This is a genomic window from Vibrio vulnificus CMCP6, from assembly GCF_000039765.1.
GTDB lineage: Bacteria > Pseudomonadota > Gammaproteobacteria > Enterobacterales > Vibrionaceae > Vibrio > Vibrio vulnificus_B.
In genome coordinates this window covers 1,332,817-1,359,767 of sequence record NC_004459.3, presented here as the reverse complement: position 1 = coordinate 1,359,767, position 26,951 = coordinate 1,332,817, and the positions used below count along the sequence as shown (strand labels likewise).

The 26,951-nt window shown below is 47.6% G+C and carries 21 protein-coding genes; 11 read left to right on the top strand and 10 right to left on the bottom strand.

From position 1 onward, the window contains the following. Nucleotides 1-52: 52 nt before the first annotated feature. Complete coding sequence (gene oxyR, locus VV1_RS06530; RefSeq protein WP_011079350.1) at nucleotides 53-952, bottom strand: DNA-binding transcriptional regulator OxyR; 900 nt, start codon at nucleotides 950-952, stop codon at nucleotides 53-55. Nucleotides 953-1,224: 272 nt separating this feature from the next. Here oxyR and VV1_RS06525 point away from each other — a divergent pair, with 272 nt between their 5' ends. Further along, on the top strand, nucleotides 1,225-1,497 hold the full coding sequence (locus tag VV1_RS06525; RefSeq protein ID WP_011079349.1) for a DUF3624 domain-containing protein: 273 nt from the start codon (nucleotides 1,225-1,227) through the stop codon (nucleotides 1,495-1,497). 162 nt (nucleotides 1,498-1,659) lie between these two features. Here the strand turns inward: VV1_RS06525 and argH are convergent, their stop codons facing one another. The 4 genes from argH to argC all read right to left on the bottom strand — a co-directional run bounded on the left by argH (nucleotide 1,660) and on the right by argC (nucleotide 6,893). Then, nucleotides 1,660-3,534 carry an argininosuccinate lyase gene (gene argH / locus VV1_RS06520; RefSeq protein ID WP_011079348.1) on the bottom strand — a complete coding sequence of 625 codons (1,875 nt, stop codon included), beginning with the start codon at nucleotides 3,532-3,534 and terminating at the stop codon, nucleotides 1,660-1,662. Between the two features lie 240 nt (nucleotides 3,535-3,774). Continuing rightward, the gene (locus VV1_RS06515; protein WP_011079347.1) at nucleotides 3,775-4,986 is read right to left on the bottom strand and encodes an argininosuccinate synthase; all 1,212 of its coding nucleotides are present in this window, start codon (nucleotides 4,984-4,986) and stop codon (nucleotides 3,775-3,777) included. A gap of 88 nt (nucleotides 4,987-5,074) precedes the next feature. After that, nucleotides 5,075-5,866, bottom strand: coding sequence for an acetylglutamate kinase (gene argB, locus VV1_RS06510; RefSeq protein ID WP_011079346.1), 792 nt, complete (start codon nucleotides 5,864-5,866; stop codon nucleotides 5,075-5,077). Nucleotides 5,867-5,888: 22 nt separating this feature from the next. Further along, the gene (gene argC, locus VV1_RS06505) at nucleotides 5,889-6,893 is read right to left on the bottom strand and encodes an N-acetyl-gamma-glutamyl-phosphate reductase (protein ID WP_011079345.1); all 1,005 of its coding nucleotides are present in this window, start codon (nucleotides 6,891-6,893) and stop codon (nucleotides 5,889-5,891) included. 148 nt (nucleotides 6,894-7,041) lie between these two features. Here argC and argE point away from each other — a divergent pair, with 148 nt between their 5' ends. The 3 genes from argE to VV1_RS06490 all read left to right on the top strand — a co-directional run bounded on the left by argE (nucleotide 7,042) and on the right by VV1_RS06490 (nucleotide 12,186). Beyond that, entirely contained in the window at nucleotides 7,042-8,178 is a 1,137-nt protein-coding gene (gene argE, locus VV1_RS06500; protein ID WP_011079344.1) for an acetylornithine deacetylase, read from the top strand. A gap of 219 nt (nucleotides 8,179-8,397) precedes the next feature. After that, nucleotides 8,398-11,031 (top strand): phosphoenolpyruvate carboxylase, encoded by a 2,634-nt coding sequence (gene ppc, locus VV1_RS06495; protein ID WP_043921084.1) that lies wholly within the window; start codon nucleotides 8,398-8,400, stop codon nucleotides 11,029-11,031. Between the two features lie 615 nt (nucleotides 11,032-11,646). Beyond that, nucleotides 11,647-12,186 carry a PadR family transcriptional regulator gene (locus VV1_RS06490; protein WP_013571025.1) on the top strand — a complete coding sequence of 180 codons (540 nt, stop codon included), beginning with the start codon at nucleotides 11,647-11,649 and terminating at the stop codon, nucleotides 12,184-12,186. A gap of 106 nt (nucleotides 12,187-12,292) precedes the next feature. Here the strand turns inward: VV1_RS06490 and metF are convergent, their stop codons facing one another. From metF to VV1_RS06475, 3 genes are all read right to left on the bottom strand, one after another. After that, nucleotides 12,293-13,186, bottom strand: coding sequence for a methylenetetrahydrofolate reductase (gene metF, locus VV1_RS06485; RefSeq protein ID WP_011079341.1), 894 nt, complete (start codon nucleotides 13,184-13,186; stop codon nucleotides 12,293-12,295). A 200-nt stretch (nucleotides 13,187-13,386) separates the two neighbouring features. Further along, nucleotides 13,387-15,798 (bottom strand): bifunctional aspartate kinase/homoserine dehydrogenase II, encoded by a 2,412-nt coding sequence (locus VV1_RS06480; RefSeq protein WP_011079340.1) that lies wholly within the window; start codon nucleotides 15,796-15,798, stop codon nucleotides 13,387-13,389. Beyond that, nucleotides 15,798-16,964, bottom strand: a complete 1,167-nt coding sequence (locus VV1_RS06475; RefSeq protein ID WP_011079339.1) for an O-succinylhomoserine (thiol)-lyase — start codon at nucleotides 16,962-16,964, stop codon at nucleotides 15,798-15,800. The genes VV1_RS06480 and VV1_RS06475 overlap by 1 nt, the downstream gene beginning before the upstream one ends. 211 nt (nucleotides 16,965-17,175) lie before the next feature. Here VV1_RS06475 and metJ point away from each other — a divergent pair, with 211 nt between their 5' ends. Continuing rightward, complete coding sequence (gene metJ / locus VV1_RS06470; RefSeq protein WP_011079338.1) at nucleotides 17,176-17,493, top strand: met regulon transcriptional regulator MetJ; 318 nt, start codon at nucleotides 17,176-17,178, stop codon at nucleotides 17,491-17,493. Between the two features lie 86 nt (nucleotides 17,494-17,579). Here metJ and VV1_RS06465 read toward each other — a convergent pair whose 3' ends face one another. Further along, nucleotides 17,580-18,857, bottom strand: coding sequence for a malic enzyme-like NAD(P)-binding protein (locus VV1_RS06465; RefSeq protein ID WP_011079337.1), 1,278 nt, complete (start codon nucleotides 18,855-18,857; stop codon nucleotides 17,580-17,582). A 278-nt stretch (nucleotides 18,858-19,135) separates the two neighbouring features. Beyond that, nucleotides 19,136-19,357 (bottom strand): 50S ribosomal protein L31, encoded by a 222-nt coding sequence (rpmE, locus tag VV1_RS06460; protein WP_011079336.1) that lies wholly within the window; start codon nucleotides 19,355-19,357, stop codon nucleotides 19,136-19,138. A 280-nt stretch (nucleotides 19,358-19,637) separates the two neighbouring features. On the opposite strand from rpmE, the gene priA reads away from it, so the two are divergent. From priA to VV1_RS06430, 6 genes are all read left to right on the top strand, one after another. After that, the gene (priA, locus tag VV1_RS06455; RefSeq protein WP_011079335.1) at nucleotides 19,638-21,842 is read left to right on the top strand and encodes a primosomal protein N'; all 2,205 of its coding nucleotides are present in this window, start codon (nucleotides 19,638-19,640) and stop codon (nucleotides 21,840-21,842) included. Between the two features lie 228 nt (nucleotides 21,843-22,070). Then, a complete protein-coding gene (gene cytR, locus VV1_RS06450) occupies nucleotides 22,071-23,078 on the top strand; it encodes a DNA-binding transcriptional regulator CytR (protein WP_011079334.1) in 1,008 nt (335 codons plus the stop codon). Between the two features lie 109 nt (nucleotides 23,079-23,187). Then, on the top strand, nucleotides 23,188-23,745 hold the full coding sequence (locus VV1_RS06445) for an SPOR domain-containing protein (protein ID WP_011151294.1): 558 nt from the start codon (nucleotides 23,188-23,190) through the stop codon (nucleotides 23,743-23,745). A gap of 151 nt (nucleotides 23,746-23,896) precedes the next feature. Beyond that, the gene (gene hslV / locus VV1_RS06440) at nucleotides 23,897-24,451 is read left to right on the top strand and encodes an ATP-dependent protease subunit HslV (protein WP_011079332.1); all 555 of its coding nucleotides are present in this window, start codon (nucleotides 23,897-23,899) and stop codon (nucleotides 24,449-24,451) included. Between the two features lie 27 nt (nucleotides 24,452-24,478). Further along, a complete protein-coding gene (gene hslU, locus VV1_RS06435) occupies nucleotides 24,479-25,810 on the top strand; it encodes an ATP-dependent protease ATPase subunit HslU (RefSeq protein ID WP_011079331.1) in 1,332 nt (443 codons plus the stop codon). A 165-nt stretch (nucleotides 25,811-25,975) separates the two neighbouring features. Continuing rightward, on the top strand, nucleotides 25,976-26,893 hold the full coding sequence (locus VV1_RS06430) for a 1,4-dihydroxy-2-naphthoate polyprenyltransferase (protein WP_011079330.1): 918 nt from the start codon (nucleotides 25,976-25,978) through the stop codon (nucleotides 26,891-26,893). Nucleotides 26,894-26,951: the final 58 nt, after the last annotated feature.

The following is a 26,951-nucleotide window of genomic DNA, read 5'->3' as shown; positions in this document are numbered from 1 at the left end:
AAAAAGGTTGCCATTTGGCAACCTTTTTATTTATTGGCGGAGCAGACAAACATTACTGCTCTGAACCGCTCACGAGCAGCTCTTTGATGGTTGCCGCCAACTGCTCAAAACGCGCACGCAGCGGAGAGCCTGGGCGATAAACCACCACGATCGTTCTCGAAGGCACCGGATTGACCGCTTTGATATAACACACGCCATCTTTTTGCTTCTCTTTTGGTACCGAGAGCTCTGGCAGCAAGGTAATCCCAGCCCCTGCAGCGACCATATTGCGCAAGGTTTCCAAGCTGGTCGCTTTAAAGCGTTCATCATCACGAGCACCTGCCGCAAAACAAAATCCTAACGCCTGATCGCGAAGGCAATGACCATCCCCAAGCGCTAATACGGTTTTTCCATTGAGCTCTAACATATCCAGCTGTTCGAGCGCAGCCCATTCATGATGGCATGGCACCGCAACACTTAATGGTTCGTTATACACTTCAATTTCTTTAAATGGTTCAGTCTCTGCTACCGACGCCAGTACTAAGCAATCGAGTTTGCCATCTTCGAGCTGTCGCACTAACTGTTGTGTTTGTGCTTCGTGCAAAAACAGCTCCAGCTCAGGGAAACGCTCTTTGAGTTGAGGTACAATTTTTGGCAATAAATAAGGGCCCAGCGTTGGAATAAAGCCAATATGCATCGGCCCTGTCATCGCCCCACTTTGACCACTTGCCATCTCTTTAAAGGTTTTGACCTCTTTGAGAATATTTTTTGCCTGCTCAACAAGTTGCAAACCAGCATCGGTAAAAAGCACTCGACGACTGCTGCGCTCAAGTAGCGTTGTCCCTATCTCTTCTTCCAGTTTACGAATTTGTCCGCTTAGTGTTGGTTGACTCACGAAACACGCTTCAGCTGCTTTTCTGAAATGTTTATGCTCTGCCAAAGCCACTAGGTATTCGAAATCGCGAATGTTCATACCCACCTCAATAGAATATAGCTATCAAAAACATAACATCAGATTCTAATAACTATCAAAATTTTTCGTCGTGTTTAATGATGAGATGTTTCATCTTCATCCCACTCTCGACGCCAGAACAAAGGAAATTTGCCGCAAGCAAATAACGACCACCTCACAGCGGTTTTTATTTCATATTGTACTTAAGTTTCCGTACGTTACTTTTATACTATACCCAATAGGCGGCAGGTTTTGTCATGAAACTTTACTCAATTTATCCATGGACTGACCACATGTCATGTAACGATTGCTCTCAACACTGGTTTTGGAAAAAGATAGGTCGATGCCAGCGCTGCCTCGATCAATTGACCGTGTTGTCCGTTGTATGCTGGATCATTTGGTGGTTCGCATTCAGAGACAACCCTACCTCAATCGAATCAATTGCCCTGATCGTGGCCGGATTTGCTTTTAACCTTTTGCTCTTTTTGCATTTATGGATGAAGTACGTGATTTTGCCTTGGCAGGCTCGCAAACTCAGTGAAAAACAGCGTGATAAGCAGAAATAAAAAAACCCCGCTACCAATCTCGGTGTCGGGGTCTTCCTAGATATTTCTAAGAAAAAGCAGTGGTAACTTTATAGACTGCACTGCTTTCTGATAGTTCCCATAAAATACGATCTTTTTTGATCTTTTTTATCGCCTGAACTAAATTTCCAATGAAAACAAACGCTATGCAACTTTAACCTGAGAAATAATCTGCTCACTTAGATTGAATTCGAGCGCGACTTCGTCACACGCATGCTGTCGTGGGCATTGATCGCAGTCTTTCAAGACTTTCTCAGGAAGCAGCGACTTCGAGGTTTGCACGAAGTTCTGTTTCAGGAAGAACTCAGGGGCACGAGTCAGCACAAACAGCTTTTTGATGGCCATGTCTTTGGCTTTATCAATCAGATACTGAACCACTGCCGTTCCCTGACCTTGTCTCTGCCAACCCGCTTCGATGCCTAAAGAGCGGATCTCTGCCAAACCAGAATCGTAGATATAAAGGGATGCACAGCCGGTCACCAGACCTTGATGTTCCGACACCGCAAACAAACCGATATCGCGGATAATCTCGCTGCGTGTACGCGGTAAATTTTCCCCTAGGTTTGCCCAATAAGCCACCATGCTCTCTAAAGTTTCAATATCGGTGATGCGAGCAGGACGTACCTTAACTAACGTCGTATCACGCGCAGCAAGGCGCTTATCCGCTTGTTCAACCGCATACGCCACTTGCTTTGGTGATACCCCACCTAACGCACTGCGCTTTTCAAGACACGACTCTATGGTCAGAATTTGGTAAACATCGGCTTCAATCACGGGAGAGAAAGATTGCAATTGCTCAAGCGATAGCTCTTCAAGCGCACAGCCTTGTGCAATAGCCCCGACCACCGCAACACCAACAATGTGGTGTGCTTCGCGGAATGGGATCCCTTTGGCCACCAAGTAATCGGCCAGTTCCGTCGAGTTGGCGTAACCTTGTTTCGCCGCTTCAAGCGTACGCTCTCCATTGACTTTAATCCCATCAAAACAAAGCGCTGCCATCTCCATGCAATCGTTCCAAGTATCAAGAGCATCAAACAGCCCTTCTTTGTCTTCTTGCATGTCTTTGTTGTACGCCAGTGGTAAGGCTTTTACCGTCATCATCATGCCCGCAAGAGAGCCATACACGCGGCCCGTTTTGCCACGGATCAGTTCTAGCGCATCAGGGTTTTTCTTTTGTGGCATCAAGGACGATCCTGAAGTCACCGTATCGGCTAACTCAATAAAGCCCGACTCGCCAGAGTTGTAGAAAATCATGTCTTCCGCAAGACGAGATAAATGCAACATGGAGATCGAAGCAACTGACATCAACTCCATCACATGATCGCGATCAGAGACCGAATCCAGTGAGTTGCGTGTCGCACGACGGAAACCCAAATCCTGTGCCAATTGCTCACGATCAATCGGATACGCGGTGCCCGCTAACGCTCCTGAACCTAACGGGCAGGTGTCAAGACGAGTCAGTGCATCGCTCAATCTCGAATAGTCACGCTCAAACATTTCCACATAGGCCAAGCACCAATGTGCAAACGTCACCGGTTGAGCGCGTTGTAAATGGGTATAACCCGGCAGGACCGTGGCTTGGTGCTGTTTTGCCACATTCACCATTTGCGTCTGCAATTTATCCAATCCTAACAGCAGCTGATGCCCTTGCTGGCGACACCATAATTTCAGGTCTGTGGCGACTTGGTCGTTGCGCGAGCGACCAGTATGAAGCTTTTTACCCAGGTCACCCACTTTTCCAATCAGTTGTTGTTCAACCCACGAATGAATATCTTCTGCATCGGAGTGAAGAATTTGATGCGGATCTTCCATCACCTCAAGTTTCAATTCGTTCAGCGCAAACTCCAGTTTTTGCTGCTCTTCTTTACTCAGTACATTGACTGACAACAACGCCTTAGACCAAGCAATAGAGCCGACAATGTCTTGCTCGGCCAGTCGGTAATCAAAGCGAAGCGAATCGTTAAAATCTTTGAACCTGGTATCTGCCGCTTGGGTAAATCTTCCGCCCCATAATGCCATTGCGTCTCTCCTGATGACTATTGCTAACCGGTGTAAGTGTGTTGCTCGATCCCTTACCCATTCATGGTAAGGAATGCAGGTATTGTTATGTGCCCACGTTACGACAAACTCGCCAAAAAATAAAGTATAAATTCATTATTTTTACATATTTATTCATGAATAATTTTTAAGCCTCCCATACAAGAAAGGCTCAGCAGATGTCTGCTGAGCCTTTCTTGTATTCAACAATAACCGCGCTGGTTATTTCTGGCTATTGAGTGCGCGAATTCGGCTAGAAAGTGAGTAAAGGCGGATAAAGCCGCCTGCGTGGCTTTGATCGTACACTTCATCTTCACCAAAGGTTGCAAACGCTTCGGAATACAAGCTGTTTTCAGAGCGTTTCTGTGTCACTGTTGCCATGCCTTTATACAGCTTCACCACGACTTCACCATTGACATCCTGCGCCAATTCATCTGCCGCAGCCATGATCGATTTACGCAGTGGTGTGAACCAGCGACCATCATAGACAAGGTGAGACGCTTTTAAACCCAGTTCTTCACGGAACTCAAAAGAGGTTTTGTCCAGCACCAACTGCTCAACCGCACGCAGCGCTTCCATCATAATGGTGCCCCCTGGGGTTTCATAACAACCACGAGACTTCATACCAACTAGACGGTTTTCTACAATGTCGATACGACCAACACCGTGTTTCGCCCCTTTTTCGTTCAAGTAAACCAGCGCGTTGTACGGCGTCATTTGCTCACCATCCACGGCCACAACTTCACCTTTTTCAACTTGCAGGGTAACGTATTCCGCTTCATTCGGCGCTTGCTCTGGATCGACGGTCCATACCCAGCAATCTTCATTCGGTGCATTCCAGGTACTTTCTAGTACGCCACCCTCCGTAGAGATATGCCACGCATTCGCGTCACGAGAATAGATTTTGGTCAACGAGGCAGCACAAGGAATGTTGCGCTCAGCCAAGTAGTCTAAACACTGCTCACGACTCACAAGATCCCATTCACGCCAAGGCGCAATCACTTTCAGATCAGGGGCCAATGCGGCGAAGGCGCCTTCAAAACGCACTTGGTCATTCCCTTTACCAGTACAGCCGTGACACAATGCATCAGCCCCCACTTTACGGGCAATTTCAACTTGTGCTTTGGCAATCACCGGGCGCGCCATAGACGTCCCCAAGAGGTATTTGCCTTCATAGTAAGCGCCCGTTTTCAGTGTTGGGTAGATGTAGTCAGCGACCAATTCTTCTTTCAGATCGACGACATAACATTCTGAGGCACCAGAAGCTTTGGCTTTCTCTTCAATACCGACAAGCTCTTCTTCGCCCTGACCCACATCAGCAACAAAGGCCACCACTTCACAATCGTAGTTCTCTTTTAACCAAGGAATGATCACTGACGTATCCAAACCGCCTGAGTAAGCGACAACCACTTTATTGACATTTAATTTGCTCATTTCCATTCTCCATTTGTCTGGCCTGCACTCGGCGGTCAGTGCCATACGACTTCTTAATCTTGTTGAGTTAACTTTTTCATTCAAATAGTTATGCTGGTAAAAACTGGGTACCGATACTTTCTCCGGCAAACAGTTTTTCCAGATTCTCTGGATAGCGCCAAGTTGCGACTTCAATCGCTCGCCCTAAATCGTTTGCGGCTTCTAAGGCTGCTTGGACTTTGACAATCATGCCATCGGTAATCACCTTACCGGCAATCAAGGCATCGGCTTCTTGTTGGTTTAAGCTCTTAATTAAGTGTCCTTTGCCATCGAGCACCCCACTCACATCAGACAGAAGGACCAGTTGCGCATCTAATGCCCCAGCCACTGCAACGGCGGCTTGATCAGCGTTGACGTTCATGAGCTGCCCCTGCGCTGTTAAACCAATTGAGCTGATGATCGGTAAGGCACCTGCGTTCAAAATCGTTTGCAGCAGGCTTGAATCTCCTGGCGTCGCTTTGCCCACCGCTCCGAGCTCTGGATCCAACTCTTCAACCTGACATAAGCCACCGTCGGCAAGGCTTAATCCAATGGCATTCAGACCATCCGCCATCGCTTGTCCTTGTAGCAATTTGTTCGCTGTTCCTGCGAGCGCGCCTGCAATCAGCGGAATTTGATCGTAAGGTGTTACACGTAAACCGTTTTTCTTCACTGTCGGAAGTTGTAACTTTTCCATCAGCTCATCCACCAGGTAACCGCCACCGTGCACAATCACGATTTGTCGCTGCTCTTTTTGTTGGTAGCTGGCAATGGCTCCAAATAGTTGGCTCAAGGTTTGGCTGCACGATAGCGCCGCACCACCTAATTTGATTACAAGAGGATTTAAGCTTGGTTGTGTCATCTTCTTTTCCTTACCCAAAGCGTTACAGCAAGGCTGTTAGTGGTGAAAAACCGTAGTGAATATTTAGGCACTGCATCGCTTGGCTCGATGCCCCTTTTAATAGGTTATCGATGGCCGAAATCACGATGATGTGTTGACCTTGAACCCTCCAGCCAAGATCGCAGAATGGGGTAAATTCGACATCCTGAATGCGTGGAATAACATCCCCTTTGAGGCGCACCGCAGGTTTTCTGTCATAGGCTTGCGCAAAAGCGTGCGCAACTTGTTCTTTCGTCACACCATCCTGCAACTTCATGGTGATCGTCGCCAAAATGCCACGTTTGAAGTTGCCAAGGTGAGGCGTGAAGATCACATCACAGCCAAGATGGTGAACGATTTCCGGTTGGTGTCTGTGATTAAAAATGCCATAAGGCTGTAAGCTGACTTCACAAAAGCTATTGGTCATCGACGCTTTACGTCCTGCTCCAGAGACACCACTGGTGGCGTTAATTACCGGCCATTGATTGGTATCCACTAACTGAGAGATCAGCAACGGCTTAATTGCCAATTGTGCCGCTGTGGTGTAACACCCTGCGACCGCCACCAATTGACTGGCTTTAATGGCTTCTTCATTCCACTCAGCCAAACCATATGCCGCTTTGTCCAACCACTCACTGTGCTGGTGCGCAAAGCCGTAAAACTGAGTATAGAAATCATCCCCTTTCACACGGAATGCACCTGAGAGATCAAACACCTGACAACCTTGCTGCAAAAAGAGCGGAGCAAGGTCATGGCTGACTTCATGTGCCGTCGCTAAAAAGATCACATCCGAGTCTTGGGCTACCCCGAGCGGATCCGTTAGCGGCAACACGGGCATTTCAATCACACCCGCAAGTTTGCCATGCAGTTGAGAAATGCACTTGCCCGCATCAGTGCTATTGGCGGATACATACAAACCTGCTAGCGTGAGCTCTGGGTGTTTCTCTACCATCAGTGCCAATTCAGCGCCTGTGTAACCGCTGGCACCTATGATTGTGGTTTTTAACATCTCAGTACATCCGTAAACTTAAGAAAGCGTAAAAGTGACTATTCATATTTAAAAATTACTTTATATTGATTTTTTATTCATTAAATATGAGTTAATATGTGTTTTACCTTTTTGTTACCCAACTGTCAACAGGGGAAGTGAATAATCTATGCAATTACCGAGTTTTCTTGATGTTTACCGTGGCTTAATTTCCACCTCATCCATCAGCTCTAGCGACCCAAGTTGGGATCAAGGCAACCAGGCGGTGATCGAAAAGCTCTCCGATTGGTTTGCGGCATTGGGCTTTGATGTGGACGTCACCGAAGTCGAACCGGGTAAATACAATTTATTGGCACAGAAAGGTCAGGGAGAGGGTGGCCTACTGTTGGCTGGACACAGTGATACGGTGCCTTTTGATCAAGGCCGTTGGAGCTTTGACCCTCACCAACTCACCGAGAAAGACAACAAGTTCTATGGTTTAGGCACCGCTGACATGAAAGGCTTTTTTGCTTTTATTTATGAAGCCGCCAAACGCATGGATTGGAAAGGACAAAATAAACCCCTTTATGTGCTGGCGACGTGTGATGAAGAGACCACCATGCTCGGTGCGCGCCACTTTAGTGCGCATACCCCCTTTAAACCTGACTACTGCATCATTGGCGAGCCAACGAGTTTAGTGCCTGTTCGTGGGCACAAAGGCCATGTCGCCAATGTCGTGCGGGTCACAGGGAAATCGGGCCACTCCTCTGATCCATCATTAGGGGTCAATGCCATCGAGATCATGCATGAAGTCCTGTTCGCGCTGATGCAACTGCGTGATACGTTAATCAAGCAGTATCACAATCCCGGATTTGCTATCCCATCTCCCACTCTTAACCTTGGCCATATTCATGGGGGCGATAGTGCCAACCGCATCTGCGGTTGCTGCGAGTTGCATTATGACGTAAGACCTCTTCCTGGCATTAGCCTCGACGGTTTGGATAATCTGTTGCGTGGGGCACTCAAAGAGGTGGAAGCAAAATGGCCGGGACGGATTGAGATCGTGCCACTGCACGAGCCAATCCCAGGTTACGAGTGCCAACATGATCATCCATTTATTCATGGCATAGAAGAGCTCTGTGGTACACCATCACAAACCGTGAACTACTGTACCGAAGCGCCATTTTTGCAGCAGCTCTGCCCCACACTGGTGCTGGGTCCGGGATCTATCGACCAAGCTCACCAGCCAGATGAGTTCTTGGCGTTTGACTTTATCGACCCGACGATTGACGTGCTTAGTAAAGCAATGCGCAAATACTGTTTTTAGCTGCATGTCGGCAGAGTTGCCTTGCGCCACTCTGCCTTATAAATTGTAATAAATTTTCAATATCGTTTATTTACAAAGCAATACTTTGCTTTAAGTCAGAACAGCGAGCGAATATTTGCAAACTTAGTCTGCTTTATTTGACTAAATATATTAAATTTCGCTAGATTGGTGGCTTAACAAGGAACAATGGATGTAATTTTTTTACGAGGCAGGATGACAATGAACGAGAAATACGCCGCGCTCAAGAGTAATGTCAGCATGTTGGGGCACTTATTGGGTAACACCATTCAAGAGGCCCATGGCGACGAAATCTTAGAGAAGGTGGAGACCATTCGTAAGCTCTCCAAATCTGCCCGCGCAGGCAATCAGGCTGATCGTAACAACCTGATTGAAGAAATCAAAAGCCTGCCAGATGAGCAACTCACCCCGGTGGCTCGCGCTTTTAACCAATTTCTGAATTTGACCAACATTGCCGAGCAATACCACACCATCTCTCGCCATTGCGATGCACACGTGTGTGAGCCGGATGCGATCAATACGCTGTTTGCTAAGCTTGGTCAAAACGGCATCAATAAACTCGATACCGCCCAAGCGATTCGTGAATTGAACATTGAACTGGTGCTGACTGCGCACCCGACGGAAATCACGCGCCGCACCATGATCAATAAACTGGTCAAAATCAACGAATGCCTGTCTAAGTTAGAGCTGAGCGATCTTTCTTACAAAGAGCGCCACAAGACAGAAAAACGCCTCGAGCAACTTATCGCACAAAGCTGGCACTCAGACGTGATTCGCAAACAGCGCCCAACACCACTCGATGAAGCGAAGTGGGGGTTTGCCGTAGTGGAAAATTCACTCTGGGAAGCAGTGCCAGATTTTCTACGCGAACTCGATGAAAAGCTCAAAGACTATCTAGACCAAGGCTTGCCAATTGATGCTCGCCCTGTTCACTTCTCATCTTGGATGGGTGGTGACCGAGATGGCAACCCGTTTGTGACCCATACTGTGACACGTGAAGTGTTGCTACTCTCGCGCTGGAAAGCGGCGGATCTTTACCTCAAAGACATCAATGAGTTGATCAGCGAGCTGTCAATGACCAAGTGCAATGACACCGTTCGTCAATTGGCAGGTGAAGATGAACACGAGCCTTATCGTGCCATCCTGAAACAACTGCGCACGCTGCTGAGTGATACCAAAGAGATCCTGGATGCGAAAATTAACGGCCAGAAGCTGGCAGTAAAAGCGCCGCTGCAAAGTGTTGAGCAACTTTGGGATCCTCTTTTCGCTTGTTATCAGTCACTACGCGAATGTGGCATGAGCATGATCGCCGAAGGCTCACTACTCGATACACTGCGTCGTGTCAAAGCGTTTGGTGTGCATCTGGTTCGCTTGGACATTCGCCAAGAAAGTACCCGTCACGCTGACGTCCTTTCAGAACTGACACGTTACTTAGGCATTGGTGATTACAATCACTGGAGCGAACAAGACAAAATCGCGTTCTTGACCAATGAATTGGCATCGAAGCGCCCATTGCTACCACGTGACTGGCAACCTTCAGAGCAAGTGAAAGAAGTGCTCGATACGTGCAAAATCATTGCCGCGCAATCTCGTGAAGCGTTTGGTGCTTACGTCATCTCGATGGCCAAGACTGCCTCTGATGTACTCGCGGTGCATCTACTGCTGCAAGAATCAGGCTGTCCTTATCGCATGGACGTTTGCCCGCTGTTTGAAACGCTCGACGATCTAAACAACGCCGAAGCGGTGATCAAACAATTGATGAGCATTGACCTCTATCGTGGCTTTATTCAAAACCATCAAATGGTGATGATCGGTTATTCCGACTCAGCAAAAGACGCGGGCGTAATGGCGGCGGGTTGGGCTCAATACCATGCAATGGAAGCCTTAGTGAACGTCGCTGAACAAGAAGGCATTGAGCTGACCTTATTCCACGGCCGTGGCGGTACCATTGGTCGTGGCGGTGCACCCGCTCATGCAGCGCTGCTCTCTCAACCACCAAAGAGCTTGAAAGGCGGCCTACGCGTCACCGAACAAGGTGAGATGATTCGCTTCAAACTCGGTTTGCCTGATGTGGCCGTTAATAGCTTCAACATGTACGCCAGTGCGATCCTTGAAGCTAATTTGCTACCACCACCAGAGCCAAAACAAGAGTGGCGCGATCTGATGGAAGTGCTGTCGCAAGTAAGCTGTGAAGCCTACCGCAGTGTGGTTCGTGGTGAGCCAGACTTTGTCCCTTACTTCCGCCAAGCAACACCTGAGCTGGAGTTGGGTAAACTGCCTCTAGGCTCTCGCCCTGCCAAGCGTAACCCAAATGGTGGCGTGGAAAGCCTACGTGCGATTCCTTGGATTTTCTCTTGGAGCCAAAACCGCTTGCTATTGCCTGCGTGGTTAGGTGCTGGTGAAGCGATTCAGTACTCGATTGACAAAGGCCATCAAGCGCTTTTGGAAGAAATGTGCCGTGAATGGCCATTTTTCTCCACGCGTTTGGGCATGCTTGAGATGGTGTACCTCAAGTGTAACAGTGAGATTTCTCGTTACTATGATGAACGTCTCGCCGACAAATCGCTGCTACCTCTGGGTGATCGTTTACGTGATCAGCTGCAAAGCGACATCAAAGCCGTGCTTAACGTCGAAAACAACGAGAACTTGATGCAAAGCGATCCTTGGGGTCAAGAGTCTATTCGACTACGTAATATCTACATCGAACCGTTGAATATGCTTCAAGCAGAACTGCTTTACCGCACTCGCCAAGCAGGCGTGGTATCGGAAGCGCTTGAAGAAGCGTTGATGGTGACCATCGCGGGTATCGCCGCAGGTATGCGTAACACAGGTTAAGTTCATTTAGACGTAAAAGAGCTGGCGACTTACGCCAGCTCTTTTGGTTTCGGAACCCATCCAATACCACTCTCATTCTTCAATGGCCTCATGCCATTTTTCCTCTTGCAACTGACATTCTCTCCCCACTTCTCTCATTAAGCGGAAAGCATCATCAGGCGTTTCAAGAACTCATTTCAGCCACAATTCATCCTTGCTGGCATTTTATAAAAATTACTCATTCTGTGCTCTAGATCACCATCACCATGTAAGCACAACAACAAAAAACCAGAATATTAAGCTAGATTAAAAACGAAATGACGCACATTTAAAGCGTGTTATTCTACCAAAATTCACTATTGAGCATTTTGTTAGTTTTTTGGGTAATATTGTCCTGCTATTCCACTTTATGCTTATTATTTAGATATACTACTCATCCGCTGCGGATCACACATCAAAATATTATTTCTGCAGCCTGATGGAATCGCTCCATCCACCCTAGGTGATAAACGGCTTTAAAGGTGACAGGACCAACATTGTTGGTGCTGACTGCACATAAACAAATTGCATCAACAAGAATGTAAACGCCGTGCAGGCAGCTTGTTCATAAGTTTATTGACCATTTGGATTGAAGACATGTCATTACCACACGTAATTCTAACCGTTTTAAGCACTCGTGATGCGACCGGTTACGATATCACTAAAGAATTCTCCGCTTCTATCGGCTACTTTTGGAAAGCAAGTCACCAACAGGTGTACCGTGAGCTGAATAAAATGGCAGAGAAAGAGCTGGTAACTTGTGTATTGGAACCGCAAGAAGGCAAGCCGGATCGCAAAGTTTATTCAATTACCGACGCTGGACGCTCAGCATTAGGTGAGTGGTTTGATCAACCGACAGCTCACCCAACTGTACGCGACGAGTTTTCAGCAAAACTGATGGCTTGCTCAGTACAACCCTCTGCGCCTTACCGCGCTCAGCTTGCTGAGTTAGTAGAAGAGTCTCGCAAGCTTGTCTCACACTACAAAGAAATTGAAGCCGCTTACTACGCGACACCATCGACACTGGATAAGCAAGGCCGCCTAGAGCGCCTCACCTTGCGACGTAATTTGATGATGCGTGAAGCTTGGGTACGCTGGGCAGAAGAAGTGTTAGCCGAACTGGATATCCTCGGCTAATCCACCAGCCACATACGCTAGACAATGTGGCGGTGATGATTTGAGATAGCAAAACGGCTCCTGATAAGGGAGCCGTTTTTATATGAGGGAGAGATAGAAAGTCAACTTATGCTTTCTTTGGACGAACCCCTAAGGTATGACAAAGCGCGTAAGTCATTTCTGCACGGTTTAAGGTATAGAAGTGGAAATCTTTCACGCCTTCACGACTGAGGATACGAACCATATCAATGGCCTGACTTGCACCTACAAGCTGACGCGTCACAGGATCATCATCTAAGCCTTCAAACTGCTTTGCCATCCAACCAGGCACTTTAACGTTATTCTGCGCAGCAAAGCGAGAAGCTTGTTTGAAGTTAGAAACTGGCAGAATGCCAGGGACAATTTCAACGTCAATGCCAGCTGCCACACAGCGGTCACGGAAACGTAAGTAGCTTTCTACATCAAAAAAGAACTGTGTGATTGCACGGTTTGCCCCAGCATCCACCTTACGTTTTAGATTGAGTAGATCCGCTTGAGCACTTTTCGCTTCTGGATGCACTTCTGGGAACGCTGCCACTGAAATATCAAAATCGTGCAATGACTTGAGTAGCGTCACCAAATCCGACGCATACATATCTGGCGCACCACCACCAGGAGGAATATCACCTCGCAGTGCCACGATGTTTTTAATGCCGTTCGCCCAATAGTCGTTGGCAATATTGATCAACTCTTCGCGACTGGCATCAATACAGGTTAAGTGTGGGGCTGCAACTAAGCCCGTCTGCGCTTTAATCTCTTTAATGATTGAGTGTGTGCGATCACGCTCACCTGAATTCGCACCGTAAGTCACAGAAACAAACTTAGGCTGCAGTGTTTTTAAACGATGCACCGAATTCCACAACGTTTCTTCCATTTGCGGCGTACTTGGCGGAAAAAACTCAAAGGAAACGTTGATATTGTCTGATAACTCAGCGATATTCTGATTTAAAGCGTCGATATGACTAGCGTGCGTGTATCCCATCTTCCTCTCCCTGTGACCCTTCGCCACAAAATAAATCTCAATCCTTAAATCGACGTTTAGACGTCTATATGTCCACAGAATGTATTGAATACGATTTAATGTCAACCTTGTGATTATGAATTTTTCTCAAGTTCATAATGAGCATAGTTCAAGTAGAAAAAAGGGACCGCTTGGGTCCCTATCAAATCATCCGCCTTCTCTTAGAACAAGCCAGCTAAGCGATTGAGATCAGACTGAATTGCGCCAGCAGTCACTTCACGCCCAGCCCCCGGGCCACGAATCACTAAAGGATTATCACGATACCATTTACTCTCAATGGCAAAGATATTGTCACACGGCAACAAGTTTGCCAAAGCATGCTCTCGTTGTAGTGCTTCAACACTGACACGAGCTTTACCGTTTTTTTCTAGACGAGCAACATAGCGTAGCACCTGATCTTGACGCTGCGCCTTAGTTAGACGCTCTTGCAAACGCTCACTCAATAAGTGGGCTTGGTCAAAGAAATCGTCAAGAGAAAGTTCTTTAAGCTCTTCAGGCACCAAAGATTCCACTTTCACGTTTTCAGGCTCAATGTCTAAGCCTGATTCGCGAGCCAAGATCACCAGCTTACGCATCACATCTGAACCATCTAAATCGCTGCGAGGATCCGGTTCAGTGAGGCCTTGCTGCCAAGCTAAATCAACCAGCTCTGCAAACGGTACTGAACCATCAAACTGCTGGAACAGCCAAGAGAGCGTGCCAGAGAAGATGCCAGAAAGTGCCACGATTTCATCACCACTTTCGCGTAAATCTCTCACCGTGTGATTAATCGGTAAGCCAGCACCCACGGTTGCGTTATACAACCAATGACGGCCAATTTTGCTGAAGGCATCTTGCACTTGGTAGTAATAATCGCTGCTCGCTGAGCCCGCAATTTTATTCGCGGAAATGAGGTGCATACCTTGATGGGCAATATCCAAATATTGCGCAGCCAACTCGCGGCTGGCCGTGACATCCAACACCACCACTTCGTCATAGTCTTGGATTGAACTCAATCGTTGTAACCAATTGGCCCCATCATTCGGTACCGAGTCATCATCAAAATGCGCGTGTACTGCTGCGGCATCTAAACCTTGTTCATTGAACAGATAAGTTTGGCTATCCACCACGGCCACCAACTCAAAGTTCATACCATGGCGTTTTTCCAACTCACTTTTCTGCTGCGCAAACAGAGATAACCAACTGGATCCGATATTACCTTTACCACACAGGGCCAATGCCACGCGCTTCTGGGCTTGAAACAATTGGGTATGGATCGCTTTCACCAGTACCGGAAGATCGACTCGGCGCATCACCGCAACCAAACTCAATCCTGATTCAGCTTCAGAAATGAATTCCACAGGAGAGTGTTTCAGCTGCTGATAGAAACCAAAACAATGGCTGGCATTGTTCGTCACTCCAGCCCCGACAGCGGCGACCAGCGAAAAGCCCTCTTTCAGCTTGATCTCGGCGGCCAAACCCAACTCTTGCAGATGTGCCAAAGCGCCACCAGCAATTTCTGTGGTATACGCTAAGCGCAGCTTAAATTGATCTTTTTGTGCTTCAAACGCCAATGGTTCCAACTGCGCGCGTTTGAGTGCACGCAATACCTCTTGCTGCTGGCGCTCAAAGTCATGACCGGCAGAGAAGTTCAACTGCACTAACATAACATCGTCAAGCGAGGTGATGATTTTGGCACCGCGCCCAGACGCCAACACGCGTTCAATACGGGTAGAACCTGACTCAGGGGTGTAACTGCAGCGCAGATTAAGCTCGGTGGCACTTTGTGCCACTGGCTGTAATGTTCGGCTATGCAGGACTGGAGCGGCTAAGCGCGCAAGTTCACTGGCTTCATCCAAACGCAGTAACGGCAGCAAACAAGCGTCACTGACCAAACGAGGGTCGGCGCTGTACACCCCAGCCACATCACTCCAAATCGTCACTTTAGCCACTTCCGCCAGCGCACCAATCACGGTAGCAGAGTAGTCAGAGCCATTGCGCCCTAATAAGACCGTTTCGCCTGCTTGGTTTTGCGCCATAAAGCCGGTGATCACCACACGGCGATGTGAGTGCTGCGCCAACACTTCTTTAATCAGAGGATAAGAACGAGCTCGATCCACTTCAGGTTGGGTACCGGTTTCGGCCCGTAAAAACGCACGCGCGTCCTGAGCCACCGCGGCCAGATCATGTTGATTCAACAACGAAGCCAGTAGACGTGACGACCACACTTCTCCATGGCCTAAGATCGCTGCTTTTTGCGCGGTTGTGAGTGGTGCGGAGAACTCGGCCAACGTGCTGAACTCATCAGCAAGTTGATCAAGCAGCTCGCTACGCTGGTTCGACGCGATCAGTGCTTCCACCAATCCGGTTTGATATTGACGCAAAGCTTGCAATGCTTCGTGCGCCAAACGGCCGTCCTTCTCCAGCGCCTCACTAAATTCAATCAAGCGGTTGGTGGTTTTGCCCGCTGCCGACACCACCACTAAATCGTTATCACCCGAGTACTCTTTGAGGATGTTCACCACACGACGATAGCAATCCGGATCCGCAAGGCTGCTTCCACCAAATTTGTGCAGTTGTCGAACTTGACTCATTAACAGCTCTCCTTCGCTTGTTGAAAGGCCTGCTTGAGGTCGGCAATCAGATCTTGCGCATCTTCCAGCCCCACCGATAAACGCAATAACTGTTGCGTCACGCCAGCTTCTGCGAGTGCTTCCTCTCCCATCGCACGATGAGTCATAGATGCCGGATGACAAACCAAGCTTTCGACACCACCAAGTGACTCCGCTAATGAAAACAAATCTAGCGCTTTCACAAACACTTTCAATTGCTCAAAGCTGCCAGCAAATTCAAAGCTCAACATCGATCCAAAGCCCGATTGCTGCTTTTTGGCGATCTCATGACCGGGATGCGCTGGCAAACTCGGGTGATAAATGGTACCGACTAACTCTTGAGTTTGCAGATAAGAGAGAATTTGTTGCGAACTTTCTTCATGCACGCGCATACGTGCCCCCAATGTACGGATACCACGTAGCGTCATATAGCTATCAAATGGCGTACCGGTTGCGCCAAGGCAGTTCCCCCACCACGATAGTTCTGTTGCGTGCTCTTCGGTTTTAGTGATCACCACACCGCCAATCACATCAGAATGCCCATTGATATACTTGGTTGTCGAGTGAATCACAAAGTCTGCCCCCAGCTCCAAAGGCTTTTGGTACACCGGTGTCAAAAAGGTGTTATCGACCGCCACCAACGCGCCCACTTTATGGGCTTTCTCACACACTTCCGCGATGTCCACCACACGCACGAGCGGGTTGGAAGGCGTTTCAAGCAACACCAGTTTGGGGTTAAGCGCCAACGCCGCATCCAGTGCAGCACTGTCGGATTGGTCGACAAAGCGGACTTTAAAATCCCCTTTCTTCGCTCGAGTATTGAAAAGACGGTAGGTACCTCCATAACAATCATGAGGTGCCACAATAAGATCGTCAGGGCTTAAAAAAGCAGACACCCACAAGTTAAGTGCTGATGTCCCGCAGTTTGTGACCACCGCACCTTTACCAGATTCGAGCTCAAACAACGCTTGCTCTAGTAGACCACGATTTGGGTTGCCTGAGCGGGTATAGTCGTATTTAGGCACTTCGCCAAAGGCAGAGAAACCATAGTTCGTCGACAAATAGATCGGTGGCACAACGGCACGGTATTGAGTATCGGATTCGATGCCCGTTCTAACGGCAATCGTGGCTGGCTTGCGGTGACTCATGATGTTTCCTTTCTGCGAAGATGAATTCTTAATAAGAATGCGCTACTGTTATCGGAACGCCTTCCTCTCCATTAATAGTTGTCACTTTAACCATCAAAATTTAAGACGTCAACACTTCTAGACGTCTATATGTCTTTGCTTATGGCGGTAAATCCAGCTAAAATCTCCGCTTACAATTTTTATTAACCGATTATTACTCTGAAGGTGCGCAATGGCTGACTGGAATGGCGAATACATAAGTCCATACGCAGAGCATGGAAAGAAAAGCGAGCAAGTAAAAAAAATTACCGTTTCTATCCCGCTTAAAGTACTAAAAGTTCTGACGGATGAACGTACTCGTCGTCAAATTAATAACCTACGCCACGCAACAAACAGTGAGTTGTTGTGTGAGGCATTTCTGCATGCGTACACTGGCCAGCCACTGCCGACGGATGAAGATCTCAGAAAAGATCGCCCGGATGATATCCCAACAGAAGCCAAAGAATTGATGACGGCGATGGGTATCGAATTTGAAGCGTATGACGACTAAACCTCGTTAGCTTTACCACACCGGGGGAAAGTGGTATCTGATCAAAAACGGGACGCTTAAAGCGTCCCGTTTGTTTAGGCTGTGATTTACTCGGCCATGTAGTTTTCTGGCATTGGAATACGAGCCACACCGGTATCAACGGCCGCCTGAGCAACGGCTTTCGCCACGCGAGGCAGCAAACGTGAATCCATTGGTTTGGGAATAATGTATTGCGGGCCAAAGCTCAGCGATTCAACACCTGCCGCTTTCAATACTGCTTCTGGCACTGGCTCTTTCGCCAATTGACGAATCGCTTCAACCGCTGCTAACTTCATTTCATCATTAATTTCACTAGCACGAACATCCAGAGCGCCACGGAAAATGAATGGGAAGCACAACACGTTGTTCACTTGGTTCGGATAGTCGCTGCGACCTGTACCCATGATAAGATCGCTGCGCACTTCATGCGCCAACTCTGGCTTGATTTCTGGATCAGGGTTTGAACACGCAAACACAACCGGTTTATCCGCCATCAGCTTCAGCGCTTCTGCAGGCATTAGGTTTGGACCAGACACGCCAAGGAAGAGATCCGCACCGCTGATCACATCTTCCAGTGTGCGCTTGTCTGTATTGTTGGCGAACAGTTGCTTGTACTCGTTGAGATCATCACGACGTGTATGAATCACACCTTTACGATCCAGCATGTAGATCTTTTCACGCATCGCGCCACATTTGATCAGCAGCTCCATACACGCCACGGCAGCCGCACCCGCACCAAGACAAACAATAATACATTCGTTTAGCTTCTTACCCTGCAGTTCGATCGCATTCAGCATACCAGCCGCGGTGACAATGGCCGTTCCGTGTTGGTCATCATGGAACACTGGCACATCACAACGCTCAATCAGACGTTTTTCAATTTCAAAACAGTCTGGTGCTTTGATGTCTTCTAAATTGATACCACCAAAGGTATCTGCAATGTTCGCGACCGTATCCACGAATTCGTCGATGGTGCGATGCTTCACTTCAATATCGATAGAATCAAGACCAGCAAAACGCTTAAACAGCAGTGCCTTACCTTCCATTACTGGCTTTGATGCCAAAGGACCTAAGTTACCTAGACCCAAAATTGCCGTACCGTTAGAGATAACGGCCACCATATTTCCCTTTGAGGTGTACTTGTAAACGTTGTCTGGGTTCTGTGCGATTTCGCGAACCGGCTCTGCAACACCTGGGCTGTAAGCTAAAGCAAGATCTTTAGCGGTTTCCGCAGGTTTGGTTAGAGCGACGGCAATTTTACCCGCCGTTGGCAAAGCATGATAATCAAGAGCTTGTTGGCGAAGTACTTCTTCAGGGGTCATTTGCTGGCTATTGTCATCGGACATAAATGGTTATTCTCTTTTTGCGTGTACGGTAAAGGGGGGAACACTTTAGCTTGAACAAAAACTCTGCCTTTTTGTTCAATTTAGAGAGAAATTCTAATTGATATAAGTCAATCTTCCTAGCCAAGATTGCGAGGCAAATCTATAAAAATTGTGAATAAGATAGAAGTAAGACCAGATGGCATAAGGGATGGTGCTTGAGAGAAAGCGTCACCTAGACGCTGAATGCAAAAAAGGCCGCATAAGCGACCTTTTTTCTCAAACAGCAATAGCTAACGCTATTATTTCTTACCGCTTGATAGAGCACCGAAACGCTTGTTGAAGCGATCAACACGGCCGCCTGTATCAACGATACGTTGCTTACCAGTGTAGAATGGGTGGCACTTGTCACATACGTCTAGGTGGATAGATTCTTTATCTAGAGTAGAGTTGAAAACGAAAGAGTTGCCGCAAGAACAAGTTGCGTTTACTGCTTTGTATTCTGGATGGATACCAGCTTTCATGGGATAACCTCAAATAGTAGGCCGTGTCGCTATACGAGTCTTTGCCGCACACCACACGCAGTTAAAAATAAAACTCAGATACCGCTGAAACAGAATTAAAGCCATATCTTAAGGCGCGATATAGTAATGAATCGTCTCTTTCGAATCAACCTATTTCCGCGATTTTCCGCTAGTTTTTTATACAGTTTTTCTCTCTCTGTTCGTGCATGCCCTTTTCTCGTATTTCTACCTCGCTTCCATTAGACTGTAAGTCATTATTTTTGCCATGAAACACCACGTTATGCGTCCATCCATTGCTCGTGTTGCGCTGCCAGTGCCACTCGATAAACAATTTGATTATCTCGTTCCTGGACACCTTTTTCCGATCATTGGTGGTCGCGTGAGTGTGCCATTTGGACGACAAACCTTGACTGGCATTGTCACCGCTTTGGTTCAAGAATCAGACTTTCCACGCGAGCAACTTAAACCCATTAAAGCGGTGTTGGATCATCGTCCTATTTGGCCCGATTCCGTCTACAGTTTATTACTTTGGTGTAGCCACTTTTACCAATATCCCTTAGGTGAAACACTGCATAACGCCCTCCCCGCGGCACTAAGAAAAGGCAAAGCGGCTGACTTTGCCACTCTACAAGAATGGCAACTGACCGAGTTAGGCAAAAACCAGTTGATGCAAGGGTTAAACAGTCGTGCGATAAAGCAAGCGAAAGTATTAAATATGCTTGCTAATGGCCCTCAGCCTCACCAAGCCTTTTTGGATGAGGAAGTGGCATCCACAACCTTACGCACCTTAGAAGAAAAAGGCTGGATCAGCTGTGAAGAAAAAACGCCACAGTTAACTCGGTGGGGTAACCCGATTGAACATCCCGTCGATAAACCGAAACTCAACCAAGAGCAAGCCATTGCCATTGCGACCGTTAACAGCCAGACAGACTTTGGCTGTTATCTGTTGGAAGGGGTCACAGGTTCAGGCAAAACCGAAGTTTATCTCAACTTGATCAAACCCATTTTGGAACAAGGCAAACAGGCTCTGGTGTTGGTCCCTGAAATTGGTTTAACACCACAAACCATCAATCGTTTTCGTCAACGGTTTGATGTGCCAGTCGCCGTCATCCATTCTGGTCTTAATGATACGGAACGTCTCAACGCTTGGCTTTCCGCACGAGATAAAGCGGCGGGCATTGTCATTGGTACACGCTCTGCACTACTGATCCCATTTGCCCAGCTAGGGATCATCATTGTCGATGAAGAGCACGACGCTTCGTACAAACAGCAAGATAGCTTGCGTTACCATGCTCGCGATGTGGCAGTGATGCGAGCGGCAAAAGAAGGCATTCCAATTGTTCTCGGTTCAGCTACGCCCGCGTTAGAAACCTTACACAACGCACTTACGGGCAAATATCATCATCTCTCGCTAACCCAACGAGCAGGAGTGGCCGTGCCAACCACCAACAAAGTGCTGGATGTCAAAGGGCTCTATCTGGAAAGCGGCCTATCAGCGCCACTCATTGCTGAAATGCGTCGTCATTTAAAAGCGGGCAATCAGGTGATGCTGTTTCTCAACCGTCGAGGCTTCTCCCCTGCGTTAATGTGTCATGAATGTGGTTGGATTGCCGAATGCAAACGCTGCGATGCCTATTACACTTATCACCAGTACAGCAATGAAATCCGCTGTCACCACTGTGGTTCTCAACAACCTATTATCCATCAATGCCAAGGTTGTGGTTCGACACAACTGGTGACGGTTGGTGTCGGCACTGAGCAACTGGAAAACCAGTTAACGACCCTCTTTCCTGACTACAAAGCAATTCGCATCGACCGCGATAGCACACGACGCAAAGGTAGCCTCGAAAGCGCTTTAGAAGCCATTCGCAAAGGGGAATACCAAATTTTAATTGGCACGCAAATGCTGGCTAAAGGCCATCATTTCCCAGACGTGACGTTAGTGGCGCTATTGGATGTTGATGGGTCACTGTACAGCAGTGACTTCCGAGCGTCCGAGCGATTGGCTCAGTTGTTTATTCAAGTAGCCGGACGAGCAGGGCGTGCTAGCAAACCTGGCGAAGTGATATTACAAACCCACCATCCAGAACACACCTTGCTCAAAGCTCTGTTGACCAAGGATTACCGGCATTTTGCGCAGTCTGCACTGGAAGAACGGAAAATTGCCCAACTTCCCCCGTTTAGTTTTCTAACGCTATTTCGCGCAGAAGCCAATCACAGCGAAATCGTCGAAACATTCTTACGTCAAGTGCGTATGACTCTCGAGTCGCATCCCTTGTTTGATCACACTTGTCTCGTGCTCGGTCCAACCCCCGCTCCACTGGCCAAACGTGCGGGCAAATACCGCTGGCAGCTTCTGCTTCAAACTCAACATCGTTCCTTGATGCAGAAAATACTCTCGAGCACGAAACCTGCTATCGATTTGTTACCAGATGCGAAAAAAGTACGTTGGAATTTGGATATTGAGCCACAGGATCTGAGTTAGCAAACGTTTACCACCTCACTCTAACGTTGAAAATTGCAACAATTTGCTTCTTTACGTGATGAACATCACGAATGAAATGCGGATTTTGTTAATTCGCCCGTAACTTTAAATAAAGAATTGAATAGACTATTCAAATTACAACGAGGCAACTCATAATTCGATTTTATTTTCCGAATCAGAACAATAACTAAACGTCATAATTGGCGAACATTTTGAGAGGGTTAGTATATGGCGACAATGAAGGATGTTGCCCAGCTTGCAGGAGTTTCAACGGCAACGGTTTCGAGAGCGCTGATGAATCCAGACAAAGTATCCGCCACAACGCGTAAGCGTGTGGAAGATGCAGTGTTGGAAGCTGGTTATTCCCCAAACTCGCTGGCACGCAATTTACGCCGCAACGAGTCACGCACTATCGTCGCGATCGTTCCTGACATTTGTGATCCTTACTACACAGAGATCATTCGTGGCATTGAAGATGCCGCCATTGAACAGGGATATTTGGTTCTACTCGGTGACAGCGGCCAACAAAAGCGCCGTGAAAGCTCACTCGTCAATCTCGTTTTTACCAAGCAAGCGGATGGTATGCTGTTGCTCGGTACCGACTTACCGTTTGATGTGAGCAAGCCAGAACAGAAAAATCTTCCTCCGATGGTCATGGCTTGCGAGTTCGCCCCCGATCTCGAACTGCCGACGGTTCATATCGATAACTTGACCTCAGCATTTGAAGCGGTGAACTACCTGACCCAATTGGGCCACAAACGCATCGCCCAAATTTCAGGGCCAAAATCCGCAGCACTTTGTCAGTTTAGACAACAAGGCTATCAACAAGCTTTGCGCCGTGCAGGCATCACAATGAACCCACAATACTGTGTTGAGTCTGAGTTCTCTTTTGAAGGTGGGGCGAAAGCGATCCGTCATCTGCTAGAAATGAATGACGCGCCAACTGCCGTTTTCTGCCATTGTGACACCATGGCTATCGGGGCGATTCAAGAAGCGAAAAAATTGGGCTTCCGAGTACCGCAAGATCTGTCGATTGTCGGCTTCGATGACATTCAGTTTGCCCAATATTGCGATCCTCCACTAACCACCATCTCACAGCCACGCTATGAGATTGGTCGTCAAGCGATGCTGATGATGTTAGAGCTGCTGAAAGGACATGACATTCACAGTGGCTCACGCTTACTTGAAACCAAATTGGTGGTTCGTGGTAGCGCAGCGCCTCCGGGCTTACGCTAAAACCAAAACCAACCGGCAGCGAGGTTATTTGCAGCCTCGCTTCCTTTTCTGCGACGTTTCCCTGTTAACGCTTGGCATTCTGCATTACCATAGCGGGCTAGCATAACAATTGTTTGTATTTTCCGTGGCTAAAGATTATGTAAGACGTGGTCGTAGTCCTAAAAAGCCGACCAAAAAAGCAGCTCCTCGTAGAAAAAAACCTTGGCTTGCCGGCCTGTTAGCCATCGTGCTACTGGGTGGTTTTGGCTATGGTTTGTATACCCTCAGCAATGACCCAGAGCCGCCAACACCCGTTGCAGAAAACAAACCGGTGAGCAAACCTAAACCGCCGGCGAAAAAAGAACTGCCACCTCCACCAGAAGAAAAATGGCAATACGTTGAAAGCTTACCAAATCGAGAAATCGAAGTGGTGGCCAAAGAACAAGAAGTGCCTAAGATTCCTTACATTATGCAGTGTGGCGCCTACAAAAAGCGTGAACAAGCGGAACATCGTAAACTCGACATCGCTTTTCAAGGTATTACCAGTACCGTCAAAAAGAAAGAAGGCAGTGATTGGTATCGTGTGGTCTTAGGACCATATAAGCTAAAACGTGACGCTGAACGCGATCGCCATAAATTGCAACGCGCCAAAATTGAACCGTGTGCCATCTGGCAAGAAGAACAATAATTCTCATCCAAAGGGGCTTGTAATTCGCCCCTTTTCTTTGCATCCCTTTCCCCCCCTAACCTTCCATTCCAAACCTTGAGCCTTGATTTCTTTTTTACCCTCCCCCATATAGGGATCAACTCCATATAGAAAAGAATCAAGAGGCCTACTCGTGACTACCATCGTTTCTGTACGTCGTAACAATAAAGTCGTCATCGCCGGGGATGGACAAGTATCTCTGGGTAACACGGTAATGAAAGGCAATGCGCGTAAAGTTCGCCGTTTATATAACAACAAAGTTCTGGCTGGCTTTGCTGGCGGCACGGCGGATGCGTTTACTCTATTTGAACGCTTCGAAAGTAAGCTGCAGATGCATCAAGGCCACCTAACTAAAGCGGCCGTTGAACTGGCGAAAGATTGGCGCAGCGATCGTGCATTACGTAAACTTGAAGCATTATTGGCCGTGGCAGACGAAACGGCGTCATTGATCATCACAGGCAATGGCGACGTGGTACAGCCAGAAAACGATTTGATCGCGATTGGGTCTGGAGGGGCGTATGCACAAGCAGCCGCGACCGCTTTATTGGAAAATACCGAACTCGATGCACGCGAAATCGCAGAAAAAGCATTGAACATTGCGGGTGATATTTGTGTGTTTACCAACCACAACCACACCATCGAAGAGCTCGAGATCCCAGCAGAATTGCCAAATCTCAGCCAAGCTTAATTCGCCCACAGATTGTAAGGAATGATTATGTCTGAAATGACTCCTCGTGAAATTGTCCATGAACTGAATCGACACATCATTGGTCAAGACAATGCAAAACGCTCTGTGGCAATTGCACTACGTAATCGCTGGCGTCGAATGCAACTTGAAGAAAGCTTGCGCGTAGAAGTCACGCCAAAGAATATTCTGATGATCGGCCCAACTGGGGTTGGTAAAACCGAAATCGCTCGTCGTCTTGCGAAGTTGGCCAACGCACCTTTCATAAAAGTGGAAGCCACCAAATTCACCGAAGTGGGTTATGTGGGTAAAGAAGTGGAAAGCATTATTCGCGATCTGACTGACGTGGCAGTAAAGCTGACTCATCAGCAAGCGATGGAAAAAGTCAAATTCCGTGCAGAAGAGCTCGCGGAAGAACGAATCCTTGATGCGCTCCTACCACCACCTCGCGATGCTTGGGGCCAGAACGAGCAAAGCGAAGATACCTCGAACACTCGCCAAATCTTCCGTAAAAAACTGCGTGAAGGAAAGCTCGACGACAAAGAAATTGAAATCAATGTCGCAGCGCCACAGATGGGCGTGGAAATCATGGCACCTCCTGGTATGGAAGAGATGACTAACCAGCTACAAGGGATGTTCCAGAGCCTAGCTGGCAACACCAGTAAAAAGCGCAAATTGAAAATCAAAGACGCCTTTAAAGCACTGATTGAAGAAGAAGCCGCTAAGCTGGTCAATCAAGATGAACTTAAAGAGCAAGCCATCTACAGTGTAGAAAATAATGGCATCGTGTTTATCGATGAGATCGATAAAATCTGTAAACGCGGCGAGAGTTCAGGCCCTGATGTGTCTCGAGAAGGGGTACAACGTGACTTGTTGCCTCTTATCGAAGGCAGTACTGTCTCCACCAAGCACGGTATGGTAAAGACCGACCATATTCTGTTTATTGCCTCTGGTGCTTTCCAAGTTGCTAAGCCTTCTGACCTGATTCCTGAACTGCAAGGTCGACTGCCGATCCGTGTTGAACTTGAGGCGCTTTCAAGCCACGATTTCAAGCGTATTCTGACCGAGCCAAGAGCATCACTTACAGAGCAATATGTCGCTCTGATGAAGACAGAAGATGTGGATATCGAATTTACGGAAGACGGCATCACGCAAATTGCAGAAGCTGCCTGGACCGTGAATGAAACTACTGAAAACATTGGCGCTCGCCGTCTACATACTGTGATGGAACGCCTAATGGATGAAATCTCATTCGATGCAACGGAAAAATCAGGCACCAAGTTTGTGATTGATGCAGCGTACGTGCAGCAACGTCTCGGCGAATTTGTCGAAGATGAAGACTTAAGCCGTTTCATCCTGTAATCCTCTTGAGTAGCAAGGGCGAGAGCATTATTTCTCTCGCCCTTTTTCTTCCTCTTCTCACCTAGCGTCTTTGCATTTAGCCGTATTGCGCTCCCTTAAGCTAACCTTTCTTCAGTGCGCTTTTCTTCGTATACTGACGATTCTATTTACTAGCACGAAAAATTCATGAATCAGTCATTGCGTATCTGGCTGGATGCCGCTCGTCCGAAAACACTTCCTTTAGCGCTTGTTTCCATTTTAACTGGCAGCGTATTAGCCTATTCATTCGGTCAATTTTCACCTGTGATCGCGTTACTCTCCTTTGTTACCGCAACGCTATTACAAATCCTTTCTAACTTAGCAAACGATTATGGCGATGCCGTGAAAGGAACTGATAACGACAAACGATTAGGGCCAATGCGCGCCATGCAGTCTGGTGCGGTTTCTGCTCAAGCGATGAAACGAGCCATTGTGTTTAATATTATTTTGACCATGATCTCCGGTTTGTGTCTGGTGTTTTACGCATTGAGCAGCCTGCAAAGTATTCTTGCGTTTATTGGTCTCGGTGTATTGGCCATCTTTGCCGCCATTGCTTATACCATGGGTAGCAAGCCATACGGCTATGTTGGGCTGGGTGATCTGTCTGTGTTTATTTTCTTTGGTTTACTGGGTGTATCGGGCACTTACTTTCTCCACACTGGCCACTTAGATACCGCACTGCTGCTGCCTTCTTTGGGATGTGGATTATTGGCTGTTGCCGTGCTCAATATCAACAACATGCGTGATATTGAGAATGATGCGGCCTGTGGCAAACGCACCGTTGCCGTACGACTTGGGCAACAACGTGCTAAACAGTACCATTTCGCTTTACTCGGTGGCGCCTTAATGGCCTTTGCAAGTTACTTGTTGCTGCAACCTAGCTCCATTTGGCTCTGTCTGCCATTTTTATTCAGCCTAATAGTGCTCTTTAATCATGGTAAAGCCGTTTGGCAAACTGAGAAACCTGCACAAATTGCCCCTATGATGCCAGTCGTCGTGAAATGCTCACTCGTCACCAATATTTTGTTTGCAACTGTTGTGGTAGCTCAAACTCTTGTTAGTTAATCATTAATTGTCATTGCAATGACTTAATGCACGGATATACTCAAAAGAAATCTCGTTG

What these genes read in the sequence shown, in the direction of transcription:
- rpmE (WP_011079336.1), bottom strand. Translation starts at nt 19,357, where the DNA reads ATGAAAGCTGGTATCCATCCAGAATACAAAGCAGTAAACGCAACTTGT.
- VV1_RS06480 (WP_011079340.1), bottom strand. Translation starts at nt 15,798, where the DNA reads ATGAGTCAAGTTCGACAACTGCACAAATTTGGTGGAAGCAGCCTTGCG.
- hslU (WP_011079331.1), top strand. Translation starts at nt 24,479, where the DNA reads ATGTCTGAAATGACTCCTCGTGAAATTGTCCATGAACTGAATCGACAC.
- VV1_RS06525 (WP_011079349.1), top strand. Translation starts at nt 1,225, where the DNA reads ATGTCATGTAACGATTGCTCTCAACACTGGTTTTGGAAAAAGATAGGT.
- VV1_RS06475 (WP_011079339.1), bottom strand. Translation starts at nt 16,964, where the DNA reads ATGAGTCACCGCAAGCCAGCCACGATTGCCGTTAGAACGGGCATCGAA.
- argB (WP_011079346.1), bottom strand. Translation starts at nt 5,866, where the DNA reads ATGACACAACCAAGCTTAAATCCTCTTGTAATCAAATTAGGTGGTGCG.
- VV1_RS06430 (WP_011079330.1), top strand. Translation starts at nt 25,976, where the DNA reads ATGAATCAGTCATTGCGTATCTGGCTGGATGCCGCTCGTCCGAAAACA.
- metJ (WP_011079338.1), top strand. Translation starts at nt 17,176, where the DNA reads ATGGCTGACTGGAATGGCGAATACATAAGTCCATACGCAGAGCATGGA.
- argC (WP_011079345.1), bottom strand. Translation starts at nt 6,893, where the DNA reads ATGTTAAAAACCACAATCATAGGTGCCAGCGGTTACACAGGCGCTGAA.
- ppc (WP_043921084.1), top strand. Translation starts at nt 8,398, where the DNA reads ATGAACGAGAAATACGCCGCGCTCAAGAGTAATGTCAGCATGTTGGGG.
- VV1_RS06515 (WP_011079347.1), bottom strand. Translation starts at nt 4,986, where the DNA reads ATGAGCAAATTAAATGTCAATAAAGTGGTTGTCGCTTACTCAGGCGGT.
- argE (WP_011079344.1), top strand. Translation starts at nt 7,042, where the DNA reads ATGCAATTACCGAGTTTTCTTGATGTTTACCGTGGCTTAATTTCCACC.
- priA (WP_011079335.1), top strand. Translation starts at nt 19,638, where the DNA reads ATGCGTCCATCCATTGCTCGTGTTGCGCTGCCAGTGCCACTCGATAAA.
- oxyR (WP_011079350.1), bottom strand. Translation starts at nt 952, where the DNA reads ATGAACATTCGCGATTTCGAATACCTAGTGGCTTTGGCAGAGCATAAA.
- VV1_RS06490 (WP_013571025.1), top strand. Translation starts at nt 11,647, where the DNA reads ATGTCATTACCACACGTAATTCTAACCGTTTTAAGCACTCGTGATGCG.
- metF (WP_011079341.1), bottom strand. Translation starts at nt 13,186, where the DNA reads ATGGGATACACGCACGCTAGTCATATCGACGCTTTAAATCAGAATATC.
- cytR (WP_011079334.1), top strand. Translation starts at nt 22,071, where the DNA reads ATGGCGACAATGAAGGATGTTGCCCAGCTTGCAGGAGTTTCAACGGCA.
- VV1_RS06465 (WP_011079337.1), bottom strand. Translation starts at nt 18,857, where the DNA reads ATGTCCGATGACAATAGCCAGCAAATGACCCCTGAAGAAGTACTTCGC.
- argH (WP_011079348.1), bottom strand. Translation starts at nt 3,534, where the DNA reads ATGGCATTATGGGGCGGAAGATTTACCCAAGCGGCAGATACCAGGTTC.